The 17911-nt window shown below is 66.2% G+C and carries 15 protein-coding genes and 1 tRNA gene; 6 read left to right on the plus strand and 10 right to left on the minus strand.

Annotation, left to right across the window (positions count from 1 at the left end; translation table 11 throughout):
• Positions 1-55: 55 nt before the first annotated feature.
• A complete protein-coding gene (locus ACQ7JA_RS17365) occupies positions 56-649 on the plus strand; it encodes a YdcF family protein (protein ID WP_430899980.1) in 594 nt (197 codons plus the stop codon).
• Positions 649-1329: a transglycosylase domain-containing protein gene (locus ACQ7JA_RS17370; RefSeq protein WP_430899982.1), complete on the plus strand. Its 681-nt coding sequence runs from the start codon at positions 649-651 to the stop codon at positions 1327-1329. The genes ACQ7JA_RS17365 and ACQ7JA_RS17370 overlap by 1 nt, the downstream gene beginning before the upstream one ends.
• Positions 1330-1505: 176 nt before the next feature.
• Here the strand turns inward: ACQ7JA_RS17370 and ACQ7JA_RS17375 are convergent, their stop codons facing one another.
• A complete protein-coding gene (locus ACQ7JA_RS17375) occupies positions 1506-2600 on the minus strand; it encodes a patatin-like phospholipase family protein (protein ID WP_430899984.1) in 1095 nt (364 codons plus the stop codon).
• A gap of 97 nt (positions 2601-2697) precedes the next feature.
• Between ACQ7JA_RS17375 and ACQ7JA_RS17380 the strand changes: the two genes are divergently transcribed.
• Positions 2698-4545, plus strand: a complete 1848-nt coding sequence (locus ACQ7JA_RS17380) for a DUF3857 domain-containing transglutaminase family protein (protein WP_430899985.1) — start codon at positions 2698-2700, stop codon at positions 4543-4545.
• 30 nt (positions 4546-4575) lie between these two features.
• Here the strand turns inward: ACQ7JA_RS17380 and pth are convergent, their stop codons facing one another.
• From pth to ACQ7JA_RS17415, 7 genes are all read right to left on the minus strand, one after another.
• Positions 4576-5160 (minus strand): aminoacyl-tRNA hydrolase, encoded by a 585-nt coding sequence (pth, locus tag ACQ7JA_RS17385; protein ID WP_430899987.1) that lies wholly within the window; start codon positions 5158-5160, stop codon positions 4576-4578.
• 325 nt (positions 5161-5485) lie between these two features.
• Entirely contained in the window at positions 5486-6073 is a 588-nt protein-coding gene (locus ACQ7JA_RS17390; RefSeq protein ID WP_430899989.1) for a 50S ribosomal protein L25/general stress protein Ctc, read from the minus strand.
• 237 nt (positions 6074-6310) lie between these two features.
• The gene (locus ACQ7JA_RS17395) at positions 6311-7261 is read right to left on the minus strand and encodes a ribose-phosphate pyrophosphokinase (protein ID WP_258830178.1); all 951 of its coding nucleotides are present in this window, start codon (positions 7259-7261) and stop codon (positions 6311-6313) included.
• A gap of 144 nt (positions 7262-7405) precedes the next feature.
• Positions 7406-7482, minus strand: a tRNA-Gln gene (locus tag ACQ7JA_RS17400).
• 67 nt (positions 7483-7549) lie between these two features.
• Positions 7550-8449 (minus strand): 4-(cytidine 5'-diphospho)-2-C-methyl-D-erythritol kinase, encoded by a 900-nt coding sequence (gene ispE, locus ACQ7JA_RS17405; RefSeq protein WP_430899991.1) that lies wholly within the window; start codon positions 8447-8449, stop codon positions 7550-7552.
• A 12-nt stretch (positions 8450-8461) separates the two neighbouring features.
• A complete protein-coding gene (locus ACQ7JA_RS17410) occupies positions 8462-9052 on the minus strand; it encodes an outer membrane lipoprotein LolB (RefSeq protein WP_430899993.1) in 591 nt (196 codons plus the stop codon).
• A gap of 83 nt (positions 9053-9135) precedes the next feature.
• The gene (locus tag ACQ7JA_RS17415) at positions 9136-10962 is read right to left on the minus strand and encodes a tetratricopeptide repeat protein (protein ID WP_430899995.1); all 1827 of its coding nucleotides are present in this window, start codon (positions 10960-10962) and stop codon (positions 9136-9138) included.
• Between the two features lie 111 nt (positions 10963-11073).
• Between ACQ7JA_RS17415 and mutM the strand changes: the two genes are divergently transcribed.
• The 3 genes from mutM to mutY all read left to right on the plus strand — a co-directional run bounded on the left by mutM (position 11074) and on the right by mutY (position 15045).
• On the plus strand, positions 11074-11919 hold the full coding sequence (mutM, locus tag ACQ7JA_RS17420; RefSeq protein WP_430899997.1) for a bifunctional DNA-formamidopyrimidine glycosylase/DNA-(apurinic or apyrimidinic site) lyase: 846 nt from the start codon (positions 11074-11076) through the stop codon (positions 11917-11919).
• Positions 11920-12040: 121 nt separating this feature from the next.
• Entirely contained in the window at positions 12041-13945 is a 1905-nt protein-coding gene (locus ACQ7JA_RS17425; RefSeq protein ID WP_430899999.1) for a dynamin family protein, read from the plus strand.
• A complete protein-coding gene (gene mutY / locus ACQ7JA_RS17430) occupies positions 13942-15045 on the plus strand; it encodes an A/G-specific adenine glycosylase (protein ID WP_430900001.1) in 1104 nt (367 codons plus the stop codon). The genes ACQ7JA_RS17425 and mutY overlap by 4 nt, the downstream gene beginning before the upstream one ends.
• A gap of 77 nt (positions 15046-15122) precedes the next feature.
• On the opposite strand, the gene ACQ7JA_RS17435 is transcribed toward mutY, so the two are convergent.
• Both ACQ7JA_RS17435 and aroKB read right to left on the minus strand, forming a co-directional pair.
• Positions 15123-16268 (minus strand): deoxyguanosinetriphosphate triphosphohydrolase, encoded by a 1146-nt coding sequence (locus tag ACQ7JA_RS17435; protein ID WP_430900003.1) that lies wholly within the window; start codon positions 16266-16268, stop codon positions 15123-15125.
• A gap of 5 nt (positions 16269-16273) precedes the next feature.
• The gene (gene aroKB / locus ACQ7JA_RS17440; RefSeq protein ID WP_430900141.1) at positions 16274-17899 is read right to left on the minus strand and encodes a bifunctional shikimate kinase/3-dehydroquinate synthase AroKB; all 1626 of its coding nucleotides are present in this window, start codon (positions 17897-17899) and stop codon (positions 16274-16276) included.
• Between the last annotated feature and the right edge of the window lie 12 nt (positions 17900-17911).

Genomic DNA, 17911 nt, shown 5'->3' on the forward strand with positions numbered 1-17911 from the left:
TTTCTCGCCGGCATTTATTGCTAAGATCGCCCATCCGCAGCTTTCTGTCCCAGCCATGCCCAACGACGCCTACCAGCACATCGGCGACTACATGATGCCCTCGTTCCCGCCGCAGCCGTCCGATCTCGGCTTCCTGTTCGGGACGCGCCACGGGGTGCCGGAATTCTGCGAGGCGGAGTACGCGCTGTGGCAGGAAGGCATGTTCCAGCGCCTGCTGGTCTCCGGTGGGAAGACGGGCGGCCACGCCCGGTCCGAGGCTGAACACATCGGCGAACGCTTGCTTGCGCTCGGCATGCCCGCATCCAGCCTGATCCTGGAAACCGCTGCGACCAATACCGGAGAAAACGTCCTCCTCGGCCGGGCCACGGTGGCCGAGCACATGGACGTGGAGTCGATCCGCAGCGTGCTCGTCATTGGCAAGGTCTGCTCGACGCGGCGCTACCTGATGACCTTGCAGCGCCACTGGCCCGGCCTGCGCATGTCGGTGTGTCCGGTCAATTACTTCGGCGTGCCAGTCGAGCGCTGGCACGAACATGACGAATTCCGCGCGAGGGTGCTGGGTGAGTTCGGCAAGATCCCGGGCTACCTTGATTGCGGTTTCCTGCACGAGATCGAAGGCTGCACGCCTTATCCGCAGGTGCGCCTGTGATGCGCTGGCGCAGGGTGCTCCTGCTGTTGACGATATTGATATTGGCCTACCTGGCCCTGGCCGGCGCCTGGGCCTGGACCGTGCTCGACGAGGCGCTCGCGACGAGGCCGGTCGCGGACACAGCTCCCCTATCCGCCCGGCAAACCGCCATCCTGCTGAGGGTGGAAGATCCGACCTTCTTCGAGCATGCGGGCCTGAGCATCGCGCCGGGCCAGGGGGTGGCTACGATCTCGTCGGCGCTGGCGCGCGATGTCTTCCTGGGTAGCGGCCGGCTCGATGGCATGAACGGCGCAGTTCAGCGTTTCTACCGGGGCGTGTTCAACTGCTGCAAGCGCATCGACCTGGGGCGCGACGTGATGACCCTGGTGCTGAATTCCCGAATGTCCAAGCGCGATCAGCTGACTCGCTACGTGGCGACCGTCTACATGGGAACGCACGAAGGACAGCAGGTGAACGGCCTTGCGCCAGCGGCCCGCAACTACCTCGGCAAGCCGCTCGAGGCGACGAACGAAGCGGAATTCGTGAAGCTGGTGGCGATGATCAAGGCGCCGAATCAGTATCACCCGGTGCGCGGTCCAGAAGCGCTGGCGCAGCGCGTGGCTCGTATCGAGGCCTTGCTGGCCGGGCGCTGCACACCGAGCGGATGGTTCGATACCGAGTTCAAAGATTGCGTACCGTGAACGGCCGGACCAGATCGTAATGACTTTGCGTTAAGACGTTGTAGGGTGGGCGGATCTCCGCCCACGCGTTCAACTCACGGGCGCACTGTGGCAACGCTCTCGTTAGTTGAACGCGTGGGCAAGGAACTTGCCCACCCTACGAAATCCCGGCAGCGCTTAACCTAAGGGCATTGAGGTCAGATCGGTTTAAGAAGCGACAGGTCCGGCTTGGCCACGAATTCCGCCAGCTCGTCGCGCAGGCGCTTCCCCTCCCCCATCGCGCGCTGCCAATTGCGGATGCGCTCGTCGTGGTCCAGTCCGTAGAAGGCAAAGTCTGCGCGGTCCGGCAGCTTCTTGCGCGGCAGGGTGCGCAGGAATTCCTCAGATGGCGCAACGATCAGCACATTGTCCAGCCATTCCCGATGCGCACGCGCCGCACGGCGCCACGGGAAGCCCTTGTCGAGCCAGCCCGGCACGATGTGCTGGGTGAAGTGCGGGTACAGCACCAGGTCGCTCTTCGATTCGCCCGCCGCGCGCGCGTAGGGCAAGGCCAGGTGGTAGTCGATGATGCCGCCGTCCCAGTAGCTGCCCGGCGGCAGGTCCGCAATGCCCGTCACCGGTTTCATGATCAAGGGCAGCGTCCCCGATGCCAGCAGGCTCGCCGCAAGATTCGTGTGCGTGAGCGAGGAAAAGTGGGTAGTAAAAGCGTCAAAGCGCTCGCGCAGCCAGGGCGCCTGCACGCGCGTGTCACCGATCACGACGCGCTCCATCAGGCGGCCGAGCCAGGTGCGCGAGCAGGCATTGTTCAGCGCCGCCGCAGCGAAGCCGCGCAATTCGGCGCGCGGATGCCCGGGTGCGGCGAGGCGCCCCTTGCCGCGCACCGCGAGCAGGTGCAGGCGGTGGTGCGGATGGCTGACGATGTCTTCTTCATGGCCGCGCACGAATTCACCGAGCAGGCCCTGCACCACCTTGTCGATGTCGTGCTGGGTCGGCTTCTTGCTGGCGTAGCGCTGGCCCGCGTACAGCTCGCCCAGGCGGGCGAAGGCCTTGACCGGATCGTTCTGGCAGGCGGCGGCCATGCGCCAGGCGCCGATCGAGGAACCGATGAGGACGCGCTCGCGCGGGCTTGACGGCAGCCACTCGCCAAACATCCATTGATCGAGCGCCTGGAAGATCAGCCCCTTGGGGCCGCCGGCAGCGGCCGGCACGATGGCGATGTCCTGGGCGCGCAAGCCCTGCGTGCGGATCTGGGCCAGGGCCAGCGGCCCGGCGTGGAAAGTGAGTGCCTTCATGGGCAAAATTATCGCAGGAAGAGCGCGCTTGCGCTGACTCAAGGGCGGCGCAAGGGTGCTGCGTAACATGGGTCGCTCGCCCAATGCGGAGTCGACCATGCCGTTCCGGTTTGCCCTTGTTTTACTTCTACTGTTTGCCTTCGGCCAGGCCGTGGCAAGCGACAGCGGCACCGATCGCTCGGTGGTGGTCGATCGCCACGTCCAGCACTTCACGGTCGACGCCGACGGCGCCTACCTGCTCGAGGTCGAGATGGTGAAGACGATCGCCAGCGCCACCGCCATCGAGCTGCAGGCCGAGCAGTTTATCGGCTTCAACGCCTCGCTCGATACGGTCAAATCCATCGAGGCCTGGACCACCAAGGCGGACGGCCGCTGCATCCCGGTCGGCCCCACCGGTATTCGCGAGCTGCAGGAAGCGGCATCCAGCGACGCCCCGATGTTCCAGGACACGCGCCTGAAAGCCGTCATCTTCCCCGATGTGGCGGTAGGCGACACCCTCACCCTGCGCTACACGGTGTGGCGCCACACGCCGCTCTTCCCCGGCCACTTCGAGGATTTCACCGTTGCCCGGCCCGTCCCCTACGGAGACTTCCGCCTCATCTACGACCTGCCGGCATCGATGCCCCTGCATGCGGACGCCGCCGGCTTCGCGCCCTTGAACCTCGACAGCCCGCCCGGCCGGCGCCGCTATGGCTGGCGTCACGCGGGCGGCGACGACGAACGCATCGAGCACGGTTCGGTGAGCTATCTCGACTACGGCAGGCGGCTGGCCGTCTCGACCTTTCCCGACTACGCCGCGTTCGCCCGTGCCTACCAGGAGCGCGCCGCGACGGCGGCCAGGCCGGATGCCGCACTCACCCGGCTGGCAAGCGACATCACCCGCGGCATCGATGACCCGCATGCGCGGGCGATCGCACTGTCGGACTGGGTCCGGCGCAATATCCGCTACGTCGCGGTCTACCTCGGCCCAGGAGGCGTCGTGCCGCACGCTGCGTCATCCGTGCTGGCGAGCCGCTACGGCGACTGCAAGGACCATGCCGTGCTGCTGCAAGCCCTGCTGGCGGCAAGCGGCATCGACGCCGGGCCTGCGTTGATCAATGGTGACAATGCCTACCAGCTACCCGCGGTGCCGACCCTCGGCGTACTCAACCACGTCATCGTGTACGTGCCGGAGTTGCGGCTCTACCTCGATCCGACTGCCGGCGCTGTCGCCGGCGGCTTCCTGCCGCCAAGCCTGCTCGGCAAACCCGTGCTGCTCGCCGCAAGCGGCGAATTCGCCATGACGCCCGTCTTCCAGACTGCGCCCAGCCGCACCACGACGCGCTTCGATATCGCGCGCAACGGCAGCAGCCGCTTTCGCGTCGCGCGCACCAGCGGCGGCGCCAGCGCCGAACCCTATCGTGACGCCATCCGCGCCACGCCGCAGTCCGCGCGTGCGGGGCTGGTGCGGCGCATGCTCGCGGGGCTCGGGCAAACCGGCGACGGCCTGTTCGAAGCGGGCGACACCGAGGCAAAGGGCGGCGACTTCACGGTAACGTTCTCAGGCGCGAGCGACGGCTTCGTGCAGCTGCCGGGGCCGGTAGCCTTGGCGACGACCTACAATTTCTGGGGTGGATTGGGCGACGCCGTGTTCGAGCTCGGGCGCGAACCGGAGCGGCGCCAGGACTTCATCTGCCCTGCCATCGATGCCGAGGACGAGCTGCGCTACGCACTGCCGTCGCGCACCCGCGTGCTGGCGCTGCCGAAGCCGGTGCTCGTCGACGATGGAAGGTTTTACTACCGCGCGCAGTATGCGCGGCAAGGCGACGCGGTGGTGGTGAAGCGGCGCCTGCAGTTCAGGCACACGGCGGCCACCTGCACGCCGGAGGACTACCGCCAGATGCGGCCGGCATTGACGCGCATGATGCGCGACCTGCGCGGGCAGGTGGTGGTGCAGGCGCGCTAGCCTGCGACCAGCAAGGGGGTGGCGTGATGCTCAGGCCGTATGCAACTGCATCATCGCCACATCCATCTTGCCTTCGCACGCGAGCGGAATGATGCGCAGGGCCTTGTCGATCGATTCCTCGATCAGGGTCTGCTCTTCTCGGCGCGGGCGGTGCAGCACGAAATCGGCCACGGCCTGCTGCAGGTTGAGGCTGCGCGGGTGTCCGATACCCAGGCGAAGACGCCAGTATTCCTGGGTGCCGAGCGCCGAGGTAATGTCCTTCAGGCCGTTGTGCCCGCCCGAAGAGCCGCCCTTCTTCATCTTGGCGACGCCCGGCAGCATGTCGAGTTCGTCGTGCACGACCAGCACTTCGTCCGGGTTGATCTTGTAGAAGCGCGCCAGCGCGCCGACCGACTGGCCGGAGCGGTTCATATAGGTCAGCGGTTCCAGCAGCCAGACTTCGTTGCCCGCGATCCGGGTCTTCGCCACCATGGCATTGAAGCGCGACTCGCGCTGCAGGCGGCAGCCCGGCAGCGAGTTGGCCAGGTTGTCGACCAGCCAGAAGCCGGCGTTGTGGCGGGTTTGTTCGTATTCCGGACCCGGGTTGCCGAGGCCGACGATCAGACGGATGGACATGCGCTGTCTACTTTGATTCTGGGAAAAATAGGATTATCGCTGAAAACCATCATGGAATGATGTTCGTAGGGTGGGCGGCTCTACCACGGACGTTGGCAAACCGCGCCGTCGACGCCGCCCACGCGTTCAAATCACGTTAGTGCTGCCTGCACGGCTGTTCTTCCGCTGGTTGAACGCGTGGGCGGCGCACACGTAAAGGATGATCAACGTTATCAGGTGAAGCCGCCCACCCTACGAAAAACAAAAGACCAAACAAAAAACCCGCCGGGCTGGGCCACGGCGGGTTTCGTTTCCGGCCAGCCGCCGAAGCGGCTACAGGACGATATTACTCAGCAGCGGCTTCAGCCGATGCAACACCGCGCGGGATCGAGGTGGTGACCAGGGTCAGGTTCTGACCGTGGGTCAGCGCGGTGACGCCTTCCGGCAGGGTCAGGTCGTTCACGTGGATCGACTGGCCGGCTTCCAGCTTGCTCAGGTCGACTTCGATGAACTCCGGCAGTTTGCCCGGCAGGCAAGCGACTTCCAGTTCGTTGGCGACGTGCGAGATGACAGCGCTGCTCAGCTTGACGGCTGGCGAGATCTCGGCGTTGACGAAGTGCAGGGTGACCTTGGTGTGGATCGGCTTCGATGCGTCGACGCGCTGGAAGTCAGCGTGCAGGACCAGTTGCTTGTATGCGTGCATCTGGAAGTCGCGCAGCAGGACTTGCTGGGTCTTGCCGTCGATTTCGAGGTCCAGGACCGAACCGTGGAAAGCTTCTTTCTTGAGCGCGTGGTACAGGGCGTTGCCGTCCAGTGCGATCAGTTCCGGGGTAGCGGTGCCACCGTAGATGATGCCCGGGGTTTGGCCAGCCTTGCGCAGGCGGCGGCTCGCTCCGGTCCCCTGCTGAGTGCGGTTGAATGCGACTACTTTCATGTGAAACTCCAAAAATAAACGGGTCCGAATGCCGGCAAGATTGCCTGCCCGGTTACCCAGTGGTGATTGCCCCGCGACCAGGGCAATCGAGAACAAGCGCCAGACTGCGCGCTCAAGAATGCAAGAATCCTTGTGTTTGAATGCCTTGGGAGGTATTCAAAACGGCGAATCCAAGATGTTACAACGGCGCGCCGGCCATGTCAGCCAGGCGCGCCGTGAAAAACGGTGCAATGTTGCTTAATCGACGAACAGCGAGATGACCGAGTCGCCCTTGACGATACGCTTGAAGGTCTCGGCCAGCAGCGGTGCGCAGGTCAGCTGGCGGATCTTGGTGCAGGCGGCGCCGGCTTCGCTCAGCGGGATGGTGTCGGTGACGACCAGCTCGTCGAGCGGCGAATTCTGGATGCGGTCGATTGCCGGACCCGACAGGACCGGGTGCGTGCAGTAAGCGATGACTTTCTTGGCGCCGCGCTCTTTCAGCACTTCCGCTGCCTTGCACAGGGTGCCGGCGGTGTCGACCATGTCGTCCATGATCACGCAGTTGCGGCCTTCGACTTCACCGATGATGTTCATGACTTCCGACACGTTCGCCTTCGGGCGGCGCTTGTCGATGATCGCCAGGTCGCAGCCGAGGCGCTTGGCCAGCGCACGGGCGCGCACCACGCCGCCGACGTCCGGCGACACGACCAGCAGGTCGTCGTAGTTGCGCTTCTGCAGGTCGCCCAGCAGGATCGGCGATGCGTAGATATTGTCGACCGGGATGTCGAAGAAGCCCTGGATCTGGTCGGCGTGCAGGTCCATGATCAGGACGCGCTCGACGCCGGCTTCTTCCAGCATGTTGGCGACGACCTTGGCCGAGATCGCAACGCGCGCCGAGCGCGGACGGCGGTCCTGGCGGGCGTAGCCGAAGTAAGGGATGGCGGCGGTAATACGGCCTGCCGATGCGCGCTTGAGAGCGTCGACCATCAGCATGATTTCCATCAGGTTGTCATTGGTCGGTGCGCAGGTCGATTGCAGGACGAAGACGTCCTTGCCGCGCACGTTCTCGTTGATCTCGACCATGACTTCGCCGTCCGAGAATTTCGAAACGACTGCTTTGCCGAGTGGAATGCCGAGGTTCTTAGCGACCCCCTCTGCTAGTGCCGGATTGGCGTTGCCGGTAAAAACCATCAGGTTTTCGTAAGCCATGGAGGGAGTCCCAAGAAATGCGTTGTTGAATCTGGAAAAACAATCAGCCGGATGAACCGGCTGATTAGCTTATGGATGCAGGCCGAACGCTGCACCGCTGTTTTATCCCGCTGGAGGATTGCGCCTCGACAGCCGGGAAAACTTTGGCAGGGGAACAAGGATTCGAACCTTGGTATGCCGGAATCAAAATCCGGTGCCTTAACCAGCTTGGCGATTCCCCTACACGACTGAACTGCTTGCCGTTACATTCTACGTATTTTAACGTCTAACGTCGCGACAGGCAAAATTTTATTCCATAACTGCTTGATTTTGCAAGAGCGATTTCATCGGGTGGCTGCCAAGCGAATGCGCTTTCCATGCTTTCCACTTGTCCGGCACACGTGCCAGGACCAGGTCCGCATCGCGTTCGCTGGAGAAGGCGCAAAACACACATGCCCCCGAGCCAGTCATCCTGGCGTCGCCGTAACTGCTCAACCATTCAACCGCCTCTCTTACCGGCGGGAACAGGCGCTCAGCCACGTCCTGCAAATCATTTTTCCCGAAGCCAATCCGACTGCCTGATTCGGCGTAGCTGCTGGAAAAGTCCGCTATTATGACCGGCTCCGTATCCCTTGTCAAATCGGGCGCCGAAAAAATGGCTGGGGTTGGCACCGACACCCCTGGCTCCAGCACCACATACCAGCAATCCGGCCCACGCACAGCCTGAAGCGCTTCGCCAATCCCCTCCGCAAACGCGGTCTCGCCAAACAGGAAGAAGGGAATGTCGGCGCCCAGCGGCAGCCCGAGGTCCATCAACTCCTGCTGCGACAGCCCCGCCTGCCACAGGTGGTTGGCCGCCATCAGCGCGGTGGCCGCGTCCGAGGAACCTCCACCCAGCCCGCCGCCCATCGGCAGGATCTTCTCCACCCTCACCTCGATACCCGGCGGCAGGCAGCCATGGCGGCGCGCGTACTCGGCCTGCAGCAGGCGCAGCGCGCGCACGATCAGGTCCTGCTCTTCCGGCACACCGGGCACGTCGTTGGTGCGCACGATGCGCTCGTCATCGCGCAGGTCGAAATGCAGGGTATCGGCGCGGTCGACCAGCTGGAACACGCTTTGCAACAGGTGATAGCCGTCGGCGCGGCGGCCGGTCACGTGCAGGAAGAGGTTGAGCTTGGCCGGGGCCGGGCAATGGTGCAGCGAACGCATCTGTCTAAAACCTCAGGCCTGGTTGACGATGATGCGGATTTCCAGGTCCTGGATGTCTCCTGCCGCGGCGCGCTTCGCGTGGATCACGCGCGGCGCCGGCTGGGCCGCGTTCGGGTTCTGCCATTCGACGAAGCGCAGGCGCCAGCCATCTTTCGTCACGACTTCGTTGCGCGCCGGCGAGGCGGCGAAGCGCTGGCCCTGCTCATCCACGGCATAACCCTGCAGCCAGTCGCGCAGCCCGGAGATCGGCAGCGGCCAACCCAGCGTGCGCTGGGTGAGCGTGTCGATGTCGGCCTCGGTGACCGGCGCGCGGCCGGCCTGGGTCAGCGTGGCCGATTGCGGCGTGACGGCGATGGTCGCGATCGTCTGTCCCAGCGGATTGGCCAGTTCGACGTCCACATTGCCGGGGCGCTGCGCCCAGTTGAAGCTGCCGGTCAGCGATTCGAGATTGCCGCTTTTTTGATAATTGACCGACAGGCGGCCGCTCAGGTCGATGGTGTCGCGGTAGGCGCCCACGGTGGCGGCATTGTTGCTGGTCGTGGTGGCGCAGCCGCCCAGGGCAAAGGCGAGTGCGAGGGCGGGCAGGATCAGGCGTCGGGTCATCGGCATCGGCTGGAATGAAGTTGGCGAATGCCGGCCGGTCCCTTCCGCGGGACCGCCCGGCTGGTTCAAAGACGTGGATTATTTCACAAGGTCTGGCGCAGGCGCGCCAGCGTGCTGCGCAGGGTATCGTTCTGCGGGTCCTTGGCGCTCGCCTCGCGCCACAGCTGCTGGGCGTCGGCCTGGCGGCCCTTCTGGAACAGCACCTCGCCCAGGTGCACGGCGATTTCCGGGTCACGACGCAGCGCATAGGCGCGGCGCAGGAATTTCTCGGCCTCGTCCAGGTTACCCAGGCGGTAGTGCACCCAGCCCATGCTGTCCATGATGAAGGGGTCGCCCGGCGCCATCTCGAGCGCCTTGGCAACCAGGGTCTGGGCTTCCTGCAGGCGCACATTGCGCTCGGCCAGCGAATAGCCCAGGGCGTTGTAGGCGTGGTGGTTGTCCGGCGCCAGCGCCATCACCTCGCGCAGCTGCTTTTCCATGACCTCGAAGCGGCCCTGCTTCTCGGCCAGCAGCGCGAAGTCGTAGAGCAAATCGGGATTCTTCGGGAAGCGTCTGGCGGCCGCTTCCATCAGGGTAAATGCCTCCGCCGTGCGGCCGGCATCGCGCAGCAGCTGCGATTCGGCCACGGCCACCTGGGCTTGCTGGGCCTCCTCGGATGGCTTCAGGCTGGCCAGCAGCTTGCGTCCGGCCGCCAGGTCGCCCTGCTTGGCCAGCAGCTGGGCGCGGCGCAGCTGGGCGCTGAAGAGCAGTGCGGGCTCGGTTCCGGGGGGCACCTTGTCCAGCCAGGCGGAGGCGCCGGCGTAGTCCTTGCGCTCCTCGGCCAGCTGGGCCAGGATCAGCAGGGCGCGGGTCGGATCGCGCTCGTCTTCCGGATTCCGCCCCAACACCTCGACGAAGCGGGTGAAATAGCCTTCGGCCGCCCCGGCATCGTTCATCTGGCTGGCCAGCACGCCAAGGGCGTACAGGTTGCCGGCATCGTCCGGACGCCCTGCCAGCAGCGCCTCGAACTGGGCGCGTGCCTGCGGATACTGCTTCTGGTTGACCAGCACGCGTGCATGGGCCGCACGCACCTCGCGTGCATCCGGGTGCTTCTTGAGGAAGGCTTCCAGCATCGCGCCGACCCTGGCTTCGTCTTCCATGGTCTGGGCCACCATCAGCACGGCGATCTCGGAATCGGGCTTGGCGCTGAGCGCAGCCTGCGCCTCGCGCTGGGCCGCCTCGCGCTCGCCCCGTCCCAGGGCGGCCTGGGCGCGCACGATGTGCGCTTCCAGGGTGCCGGCATAGGGCGCCACCACCCGCTCGAGCATCGCGGCGGCCGCTTCCTTGTCCTTGGCGCGGCCGAGGAGCTGCTGGATCTGGAACATCAGCAGTCCCCGGCGATCCGGGGAGACCTTTTGCAATCGCTCCACGAAAATCGGCTCGACCTCCGCGATATTCTCGGACGTGACCACCATGCCGACGAAATACTGGGTCGCCTCGTCCGAATCCGGTTCGAGCTCGCGCCACAGGCGCACGGCGGCCAGGGTGTCCTCGGACTGGCGGGCGGCCACCGCCATCTCGGCCGCGCGGCGCGCCAGGCGCGGGTCGCGGGTCTGCTGCGCCAGCGACAGCATGGTCAGGTAGGGTCCCTGCCAGTCGCCCTTGCGGAATGCGAACTCGGCCTTAAGTAGCTGGTTCAGCATGCCGCTGGTCAGTTCCACTTTTGGCAGCCTGGCCTCGGCCTCGAGCCGGGCTTTCTCCGCCAGGGCCTCCTCGTCGGCCTCCTCCGCTTCCTGGGCGAGCGGGGCATCGGTTTCCGCGGCGGGCGCGGCCTTGGTGGCAGCTCCCTGTTCCTCAGCTTGCTGTTTCGGCGCGACAGCGCACGCCGCCAGGAGACTGGAGAGGGTTACAATGACGAAAGCGTTTTTCAAGGCAAGTCCGGAGTTCTGAGATGTTGTCTGATTCTACGCTCAAGCATGCGCCCGCGTGCACTGCAGCGCATCTTGACCGCCGCAAACGACTTTACACGAATCCCCTCCCCCATGCCTGAACTGCCAGAAGTAGAAGTCACCCGGCGCGGTGTCGCGCCCCATATCGAAGGCCGCATCGTGGAAACCGCCGTCCTGCGCCGCGAAGGCCTGCGCTGGCCCTTCCCGCCCGACCTGGCCGGATTGCTGGCCGGCCGCCGCATCCTCGGCACCGGCCGGCGCGGCAAATACCTGCTGATCCACTTCGAGCACGGCACCCTGATCGTCCACCTCGGCATGTCCGGCCACCTGCGCGTGCTGCCGCCCGGGGTCGAACCGCGCAAGCACGACCACTTCGACCTGGTGGTCGCCGACCCGGATGTGGGGCCGTCGAGCCGCCAGGTGCTGCGCCTGCACGACCCGCGCCGCTTCGGCGCCGTGCTCTGGCATGGCAAGGACGAGGGCGAGCTCGAAGCGCACATGCTGCTGCGCGGCCTCGGTGTCGAGCCGCTGGGCGAGGGCTTTTCCGGCGAGCTGCTGCACCGCGAGACGAGAAAACGCGGCGCGCCGATCAAGCAGGTCCTGCTGGCCGGCGACATCGTGGTCGGCGTCGGCAATATCTACGCCTGCGAAAGCCTGTTCCGCGCCGGGATCAATCCCAAGACGCCGGCCTCGCGCATCAGCCGCGCCCGCTACGACAGGCTGGCCGAGGCGATCAAGGACATCCTGGCGGCGGCCATCGTGCAGGGCGGCAGCACCCTGAAGGACTTTATTGCAGTAAATGGTCAATCAGGCTATTTCCAGCAGACATATTTCGTCTATGATCGTGCAGGAGTGCCTTGCCGCAACTGTGGCACGCCGGTCCGCCAGATCAAGCAGGGCCAGCGCTCAACGTTCTATTGCGTCCAGTGCCAGAAGTAGGGTGGTCGGGTCCCCCGACCGCGTGTTCATCAACACCATGCGCGGCCACTATGCATGCACCGGCTGAACGCGCGGTCGGCACAGCCCACCACCCTACGAAGTCAACGAACGAGTATCGAAGATGCAGGATTTTCAACAGTATGGCGCGTGGCGCACACGAGTAGCCCAGGCGCTGGGCGCCTACGGCGCGGCGCTGCGCGAAGCGGGAGCGATCGACGGCGCCGGCGAACAGGGGCTCGAACGGGCCCTGGCGCGCCTGCGCGACGACCGCCTGTCGGTGGCCTTCGTGGCCGAGTTCTCGCGCGGTAAGAGCGAACTGATCAACGCGATCTTCTTCGCCGACTACGGCCAGCGCATCCTGCCCTCCAGCGCCGGCCGCACCACCATGTGCCCGACCGAGCTGCTCTACGACGCCGCCCTGCCGCCCTGCATCCGCCTGCTGCCGATCGAGACCCGCGCTGGGCACCTGTCCACCAGCGACTATCGCGACGAGACCGCCGCCTGGACCGTCCTGCCGCTCGACCTCGATGCGCCCGAGCGCATGCAGGAAGCCTTTCGCCAGGTGAGCCTGACGCGCCGCGTGCCCAGCGCGCAAGCCCAGGAATATGGCCTGTGGGACCCGGAAGACCCGGACACCGCCACCAGCCTGGAGCCCGACGGCACGGTCGAGATTCCCCAGTGGCGCCACGCCATCATCAACCTGCCCCACCCGCTCCTCAAGCAAGGCCTGGTGATCCTCGACACCCCGGGCCTGAACGCGATCGGGACCGAGCCGGAACTGACGCTCAACCTGATCCCGAACGCGCATGCGGTGCTCTTCATCCTGGCCGCCGAGACCGGCGTGACGCGCAGCGACATCGACGTCTGGCGCACCCACATCGGCGCAGGTCCCGGACGCCTGGCGGTGCTGAACAAGATCGACGCGATGTGGGACGAGCTGCGCACGCCCGAACAGAACGACGCCGAGATCGCGCGCCAGCAGGCGGACGTGGCCAGGGCCCTGGGCCTGGACGGCGCCCGCGTGTATCCCGTGTCGGCGCAGAAGGCCCTGGTCGGCAAGATCAACGGCGACATGGCCCTGTTCGAGAAGAGCCGCATGGCGGCGCTGGAAGCGGCCCTGTTCCACGACCTGATCCCGGCGCGCAAGGACATTGTCCGACGCCAGCTGCGCCTGGACCTCGCGCTGCTCGCGGCCGGCGAAAAGACCCTGGGCGCGGCGCGCATGCGCGACCTGGTCGAGCAACTGCAAGAACTGAAAAGCCTGCGCGGCAAGAACAAGGGCGTGATCGCCCACATGATGCGCCGCGTCGACATGGAAAAGAAGGAATTCGACGCCAGCCTGCTGAAACTGCAGGGCACCCGCGCCGTGTTCGCGCGCCTGTCCACCGAGCTGTATTCGACCCTGGGCATGGACCACGTCGCGGCCCAGGCCGACACGGTACGCGCCGGCATGGCCGCCGCGCGCTTCGCGACCGGCATGCGCGGCCCCGTGCGCGACTACTTTGCTGCCGCGCGCAGCAGCCTGGACGCATCCCAGGCGAAGGTCGAGGAAATCGGCGCCATGATAGACAGCATGACGCGCAAGTTCTCGGCCGAGCATGGCCTGGCCCTGTCCGGTCCCATGCCGCTTTCCTTCGCCCGCTACCGCCGCGAGATCGACGAGGTGGAGGCGCTGTTCCTGAAGCAGTTCGGCACCGCCACCCTGCTCATCACCAGCCGCGCCACGCTGATGGAGCGCTTCGTGGACTCCATCGTCTCGCGCGTGAAGCGTACCCACCAGGCGGCGAATGCCGATGCCGAAGCCTGGCTCAAGATCCTGATGGCGCCGCTGGAGACGGCGATCCGCCAGCACCGCGAGCAGCTGCGCCACCGCCTGGCCTCGATCGAACGCATCCACGACGCGACCGACAGCCTGGAACAGAAGATCGCCGCTTTCGAGGCCACCCAGCTGGAGTGGGAAGGCCGGCGCGCCCAACTGGGCGACCTGGCGGCGCGGGTAGCCGCCGTCCTGGAGCAGGCCGCATGAAGCGACTCACCGAATTCGACCAGCTGGCCGACCCGACCTTCTCCCAGGCGGTGATCGACTGGCAGCGCAGCCACGGCCGCCATACGCTTCCCTGGCAGAACACCACGGACGCCTACCGCATCTGGCTGTCCGAGATCATGCTGCAGCAGACCCAGGTCGCCGCAGTGCTGGGCTATTACGCGCGCTTCCTGGAGCGCTTCCCGACCGTGCAGGCGCTCGCCGAAGCGCCCAGCGAGGATGTGATGGCCCACTGGAGCGGCCTCGGTTACTACACCCGCGCGCGCAACCTGCACGCCTGCGCCAAGCGCGTGGTGCAGGACTACGACGGCGTCTTCCCGAGCGACCCGGCCCTGCTGGCCGAGCTGCCGGGCATCGGCCGTTCCACCGCCGCCGCGATCGCCGCCTTCTCGAGCGGCGCGCGCGCCGCCATCCTGGACGGCAACGTCAAGCGCGTCTTCGCGCGGGTGTTCGGCATCGACCAGTATCCGGGCGAGAAAAAGGTCGAAGACGCCCTGTGGCGCCGCGCCGACGCGCTGCTGCCGGAAGCAGGCATCGAATCCTATACCCAGGGGCTGATGGACCTGGGCGCCACGCTGTGCACCCGTTCGCGCCCCGCCTGCGAACGCTGCCCCCTGCAGGCGCGCTGCGTGGCCTACGCCACCGGCCGCACGGCGGAGCTGCCGGTGCGCAAACCGAAGAAGACCAATCCGGAAAAGCGGGCCAGCATGCTGGTCGTGATCGACCGCGGACAGGTGCTGCTGGAGCAGCGTCCGGGGACCGGGATCTGGGGAGGATTGCTGTCGCTGCCCGAAGTGGATGGGCACCTGGGGGTGGAAGTGGAGGCCATGTCGGCGCTTGATGTCGCCGCCGCGGCGGAGCAGTTCGGGACGGTCGATGAAGTACAGTCGCTGCGGCCGCTGGTGCATGTGTTCACGCACTACAAACTGCACATCCATCCGTGGCAGGTGCGCTTGTCGGCGCGTGGCGGTGCGACCGACCGGCATTTGTGGTGGGACCTGCAGCGCATCGAAGAGGCGCCGCTGCCGGCGCCGGTCAAGAAGCTGCTGGTGGAGCTGGGCACGCCGGGCCTGTTCGGCTGATCACATTCAGGTTGAACGCGTGGGCGGAGGGCCGCCCACGCGTTCAATGAAAAATGGCGCCGCCACAGCGCGTCCAGTCAGAAGTGATCGAGCGAGAAGATGCGACGATGCTCGCGGATCGCATACCGGTCCGTCATGCCCGCGATGTAATCCGCGATCTTGCGCGCCTGCAGCATCCGCATTTCCTCACTCTCGCCCTCGACCTGATAGTCGTTCGGCAGCAGCACCGGATCCTGCAGGAAGGCCTCGAACAGCTCGCGCACGATGCGGCTGGCCTTCACGCGCATGCGGTTGACCTGGAAGTGGCGGTAGAGATTCGCGTACAGGAAGCGCTTGAGGGCCGTGGTCTCGGCGCGCATCTCGGGCGAGAAGCGGATCAGGGGCGGGGCGGCGCGCACGTCGTCGATGCCCTGCGGCGCCGCTTCCGCGATCAATGCCCGTGATGTCTCGACCAGGTCGGCCGTCATCGCCGTGATCATCAGGCGGATCGTCTCGTACAGCGCGCGCCGCCCCGGCAGGCCGGGATACTGGGTCTCCACCATGCGCCGGTGGCGCGCGAACAGCTCCACCTCTTCCATCTGCGCCATCGTGAGCAGGCCCGAACGCAGGCCGTCGTCGATGTCGTGGTTGTTGTACGCGATCTCGTCGGCCAGGTTGGTCAGCTGCGCTTCCAGGCTGGGCTGGCTGCGGTCCATGAAGCGGCGTCCCAGCTCGCCCAGCTGGCGCGCATTGGTGAGCGAGCAGTGCTTGAGGATCCCCTCGCGCGTCTCGAAGGTCAGGTTCAGGCCGTCGAAAGCGCCGTAGTGCTCCTCCAGCTCGTCCACCACGCGCAGGCTCTGCAGATTGTGTTCGAAGCCGCCGTAGTCCTTCATGCACTCGTTGAGCACGTCCTGGCCCACGTGGCCGAAAGGCGTGTGGCCGAGGTCGTGCGCCAGCGCGGTGGCCTCGACCAGGTCTTCGTTGAGCTGCAGGCTGCGCGCCAGCGTGCGGCCGATCTGGGCGACCTCGATCGAGTGCGTGAGGCGGGTGCGGAACAGGTCGCCCTCGTGGTTGAGGAAGACCTGGGTCTTGTATTCGAGCCGGCGGAAGGCGGTCGAGTGGATGATGCGGTCGCGGTCGCGCTGGAACTCGCTGCGCGACCCTGCCGGCGGCTCGATGTGGGTGCGGCCGCGCGACTTCGACGAATGGGCTGCGTAGGGGGCGAGGCGTGCGTCGAAGTCCATGGCGTTCATCCTTTCACGCAGGCGTCCAGTGTGGCCCGCAGGGTCTCGAGCGGGACGGTCGTGATCGCCGGACTGCCCAGCGGCTTGAGCAGGATGAACTTGATCGCCCCGCCCTCGTTCTTCTTGTCGACCGCCATCAGCTCGATCCAGCGCTCATGGCCGAGATCCGGCGCCACGGTCGGCAGGCCCGCTGCCTTCACCAGCGCGCGCACACGCTCCACCGTGGCCGCGTCGATGAGGCCCAGGCGCGCCGACAGGTCGGCCGCCATCACCATGCCGCAGCCGACGGCTTCGCCGTGCAGCCAGTTGCCGTAGCCGAGACCCGATTCGATCGCGTGGCCGAAGGTGTGGCCGAAGTTCAGCACGGCGCGCAGGCCGCCTTCGCGTTCGTCCTTGCGCACCACGTCCGCCTTGATCTCGCAGGAGCGCGCGATCGCATAGGCCATGGCCTGCGGCTCGCGCGCCACGAGTTTCTCGATGTTCTGCTCGATCCAGGCGAAATACTCCGCGTCGAGGATGGCGCCGTGCTTGATCACTTCGGCCAGGCCGGCCGAGAGCTCGCGCGGCGGCAGGGTGTCGAGGGTGGCGGTGTCGGCGATCACGGCGCGCGGCTGGTAGAACGCGCCGATCATGTTCTTGCCCAGCGGGTGGTTGATGCCGGTCTTGCCGCCCACCGAGGAATCGACCTGCGACAGCAGGGTGGTCGGCACCTGGACGAAGGGCACGCCGCGCATATAGCTGCTGGCGGCGAAGCCCGTCAGGTCGCCGATCACGCCGCCGCCCAGCGCCACCAGGGTGGTCTTGCGGTCGCAGCGGTGCTGGAGCAGCGCGTCGTACACGCGGTTGAGCGATTCCCAGGTCTTGTGCTCTTCGCCGTCCGGCAGCACGATCTCGACCACCTCTCGCCCTTGCGCGCGCAGGGAGCCTGCGACCTTGTCCAGGTAGAGCGGCGCGACGGTGGTGTTGGTGACGATGGCGACCTTGCCGCCGTCGACGTGGCGGTTCAGGAGGGCGCCGTCGCCCAGCAGGTCGGGGCCGATGGCGATCGGGTAGCTGCGTTCGCCGAGTTCGACGTTGAGGATGGTGGGTGCCTGTTCGTTCATTGCGTCCTTGCCCAGCCGGCGCACGCAGGCCGCCGTGCGGGCGGCGTCCAGCGCGGCGAGCTGGTCCAAAATAGTCTGTACCATCGATTGTACGTTAGGTCGGCCGGTATCGATGACCAGGTCCGCAATCTCGCGGTACAGGGGATCGCGCTGGGCCAGCAGCTCCTCCAGCTTGGCGCGCGGGTCGGCGGTCTGCAGCAGGGGGCGGTTCTTGTCGTGCGAGGTGCGCTGCAGGATGCTGCCGATCGAAGCGCGCAGGTAGATCACGGTGCCGCGTTCGGCCAGCAGGGCGCGGCTGGCCGGGTTCAGCACGGCGCCGCCGCCGGTGGCCAGCACCAACTCGTCCTGGCTGCTGAGTTCGCGGATCATGTCCGCCTCGCGGCGCCGGAAGCTGGCTTCGCCCTCGATCTCGAAGATCCAGGGGATGGTCGCGCCGGTGCGCGCTTCGATCTCGTGGTCGGAGTCGACGAAGCGCTTGCCGAGCTTGCGCGCGAGCTGGCGCCCGATGGTGGTCTTCCCTGCCCCCATCAGCCCGACCAG

The organism is Massilia sp. BKSP1R2A-1, from assembly GCF_050586525.1.
Taxonomy (GTDB): Bacteria; Pseudomonadota; Gammaproteobacteria; order Burkholderiales; family Burkholderiaceae_D; genus Telluria.

What these genes read in the sequence shown, in the direction of transcription:
- ACQ7JA_RS17365 (WP_430899980.1), top strand. Translation starts at nt 56, where the DNA reads ATGCCCAACGACGCCTACCAGCACATCGGCGACTACATGATGCCCTCG.
- ACQ7JA_RS17370 (WP_430899982.1), top strand. Translation starts at nt 649, where the DNA reads ATGCGCTGGCGCAGGGTGCTCCTGCTGTTGACGATATTGATATTGGCC.
- ACQ7JA_RS17375 (WP_430899984.1), bottom strand. Translation starts at nt 2,600, where the DNA reads ATGAAGGCACTCACTTTCCACGCCGGGCCGCTGGCCCTGGCCCAGATC.
- ACQ7JA_RS17380 (WP_430899985.1), top strand. Translation starts at nt 2,698, where the DNA reads ATGCCGTTCCGGTTTGCCCTTGTTTTACTTCTACTGTTTGCCTTCGGC.
- pth (WP_430899987.1), bottom strand. Translation starts at nt 5,160, where the DNA reads ATGTCCATCCGTCTGATCGTCGGCCTCGGCAACCCGGGTCCGGAATAC.
- ACQ7JA_RS17390 (WP_430899989.1), bottom strand. Translation starts at nt 6,073, where the DNA reads ATGAAAGTAGTCGCATTCAACCGCACTCAGCAGGGGACCGGAGCGAGC.
- ACQ7JA_RS17395 (WP_258830178.1), bottom strand. Translation starts at nt 7,261, where the DNA reads ATGGCTTACGAAAACCTGATGGTTTTTACCGGCAACGCCAATCCGGCA.
- ispE (WP_430899991.1), bottom strand. Translation starts at nt 8,449, where the DNA reads ATGCGTTCGCTGCACCATTGCCCGGCCCCGGCCAAGCTCAACCTCTTC.
- ACQ7JA_RS17410 (WP_430899993.1), bottom strand. Translation starts at nt 9,052, where the DNA reads ATGACCCGACGCCTGATCCTGCCCGCCCTCGCACTCGCCTTTGCCCTG.
- mutM (WP_430899997.1), top strand. Translation starts at nt 11,074, where the DNA reads ATGCCTGAACTGCCAGAAGTAGAAGTCACCCGGCGCGGTGTCGCGCCC.
- ACQ7JA_RS17425 (WP_430899999.1), top strand. Translation starts at nt 12,041, where the DNA reads ATGCAGGATTTTCAACAGTATGGCGCGTGGCGCACACGAGTAGCCCAG.
- mutY (WP_430900001.1), top strand. Translation starts at nt 13,942, where the DNA reads ATGAAGCGACTCACCGAATTCGACCAGCTGGCCGACCCGACCTTCTCC.
- ACQ7JA_RS17435 (WP_430900003.1), bottom strand. Translation starts at nt 16,268, where the DNA reads ATGGACTTCGACGCACGCCTCGCCCCCTACGCAGCCCATTCGTCGAAG.
- aroKB (WP_430900141.1), bottom strand. Translation starts at nt 17,899, where the DNA reads ATGGGGGCAGGGAAGACCACCATCGGGCGCCAGCTCGCGCGCAAGCTC.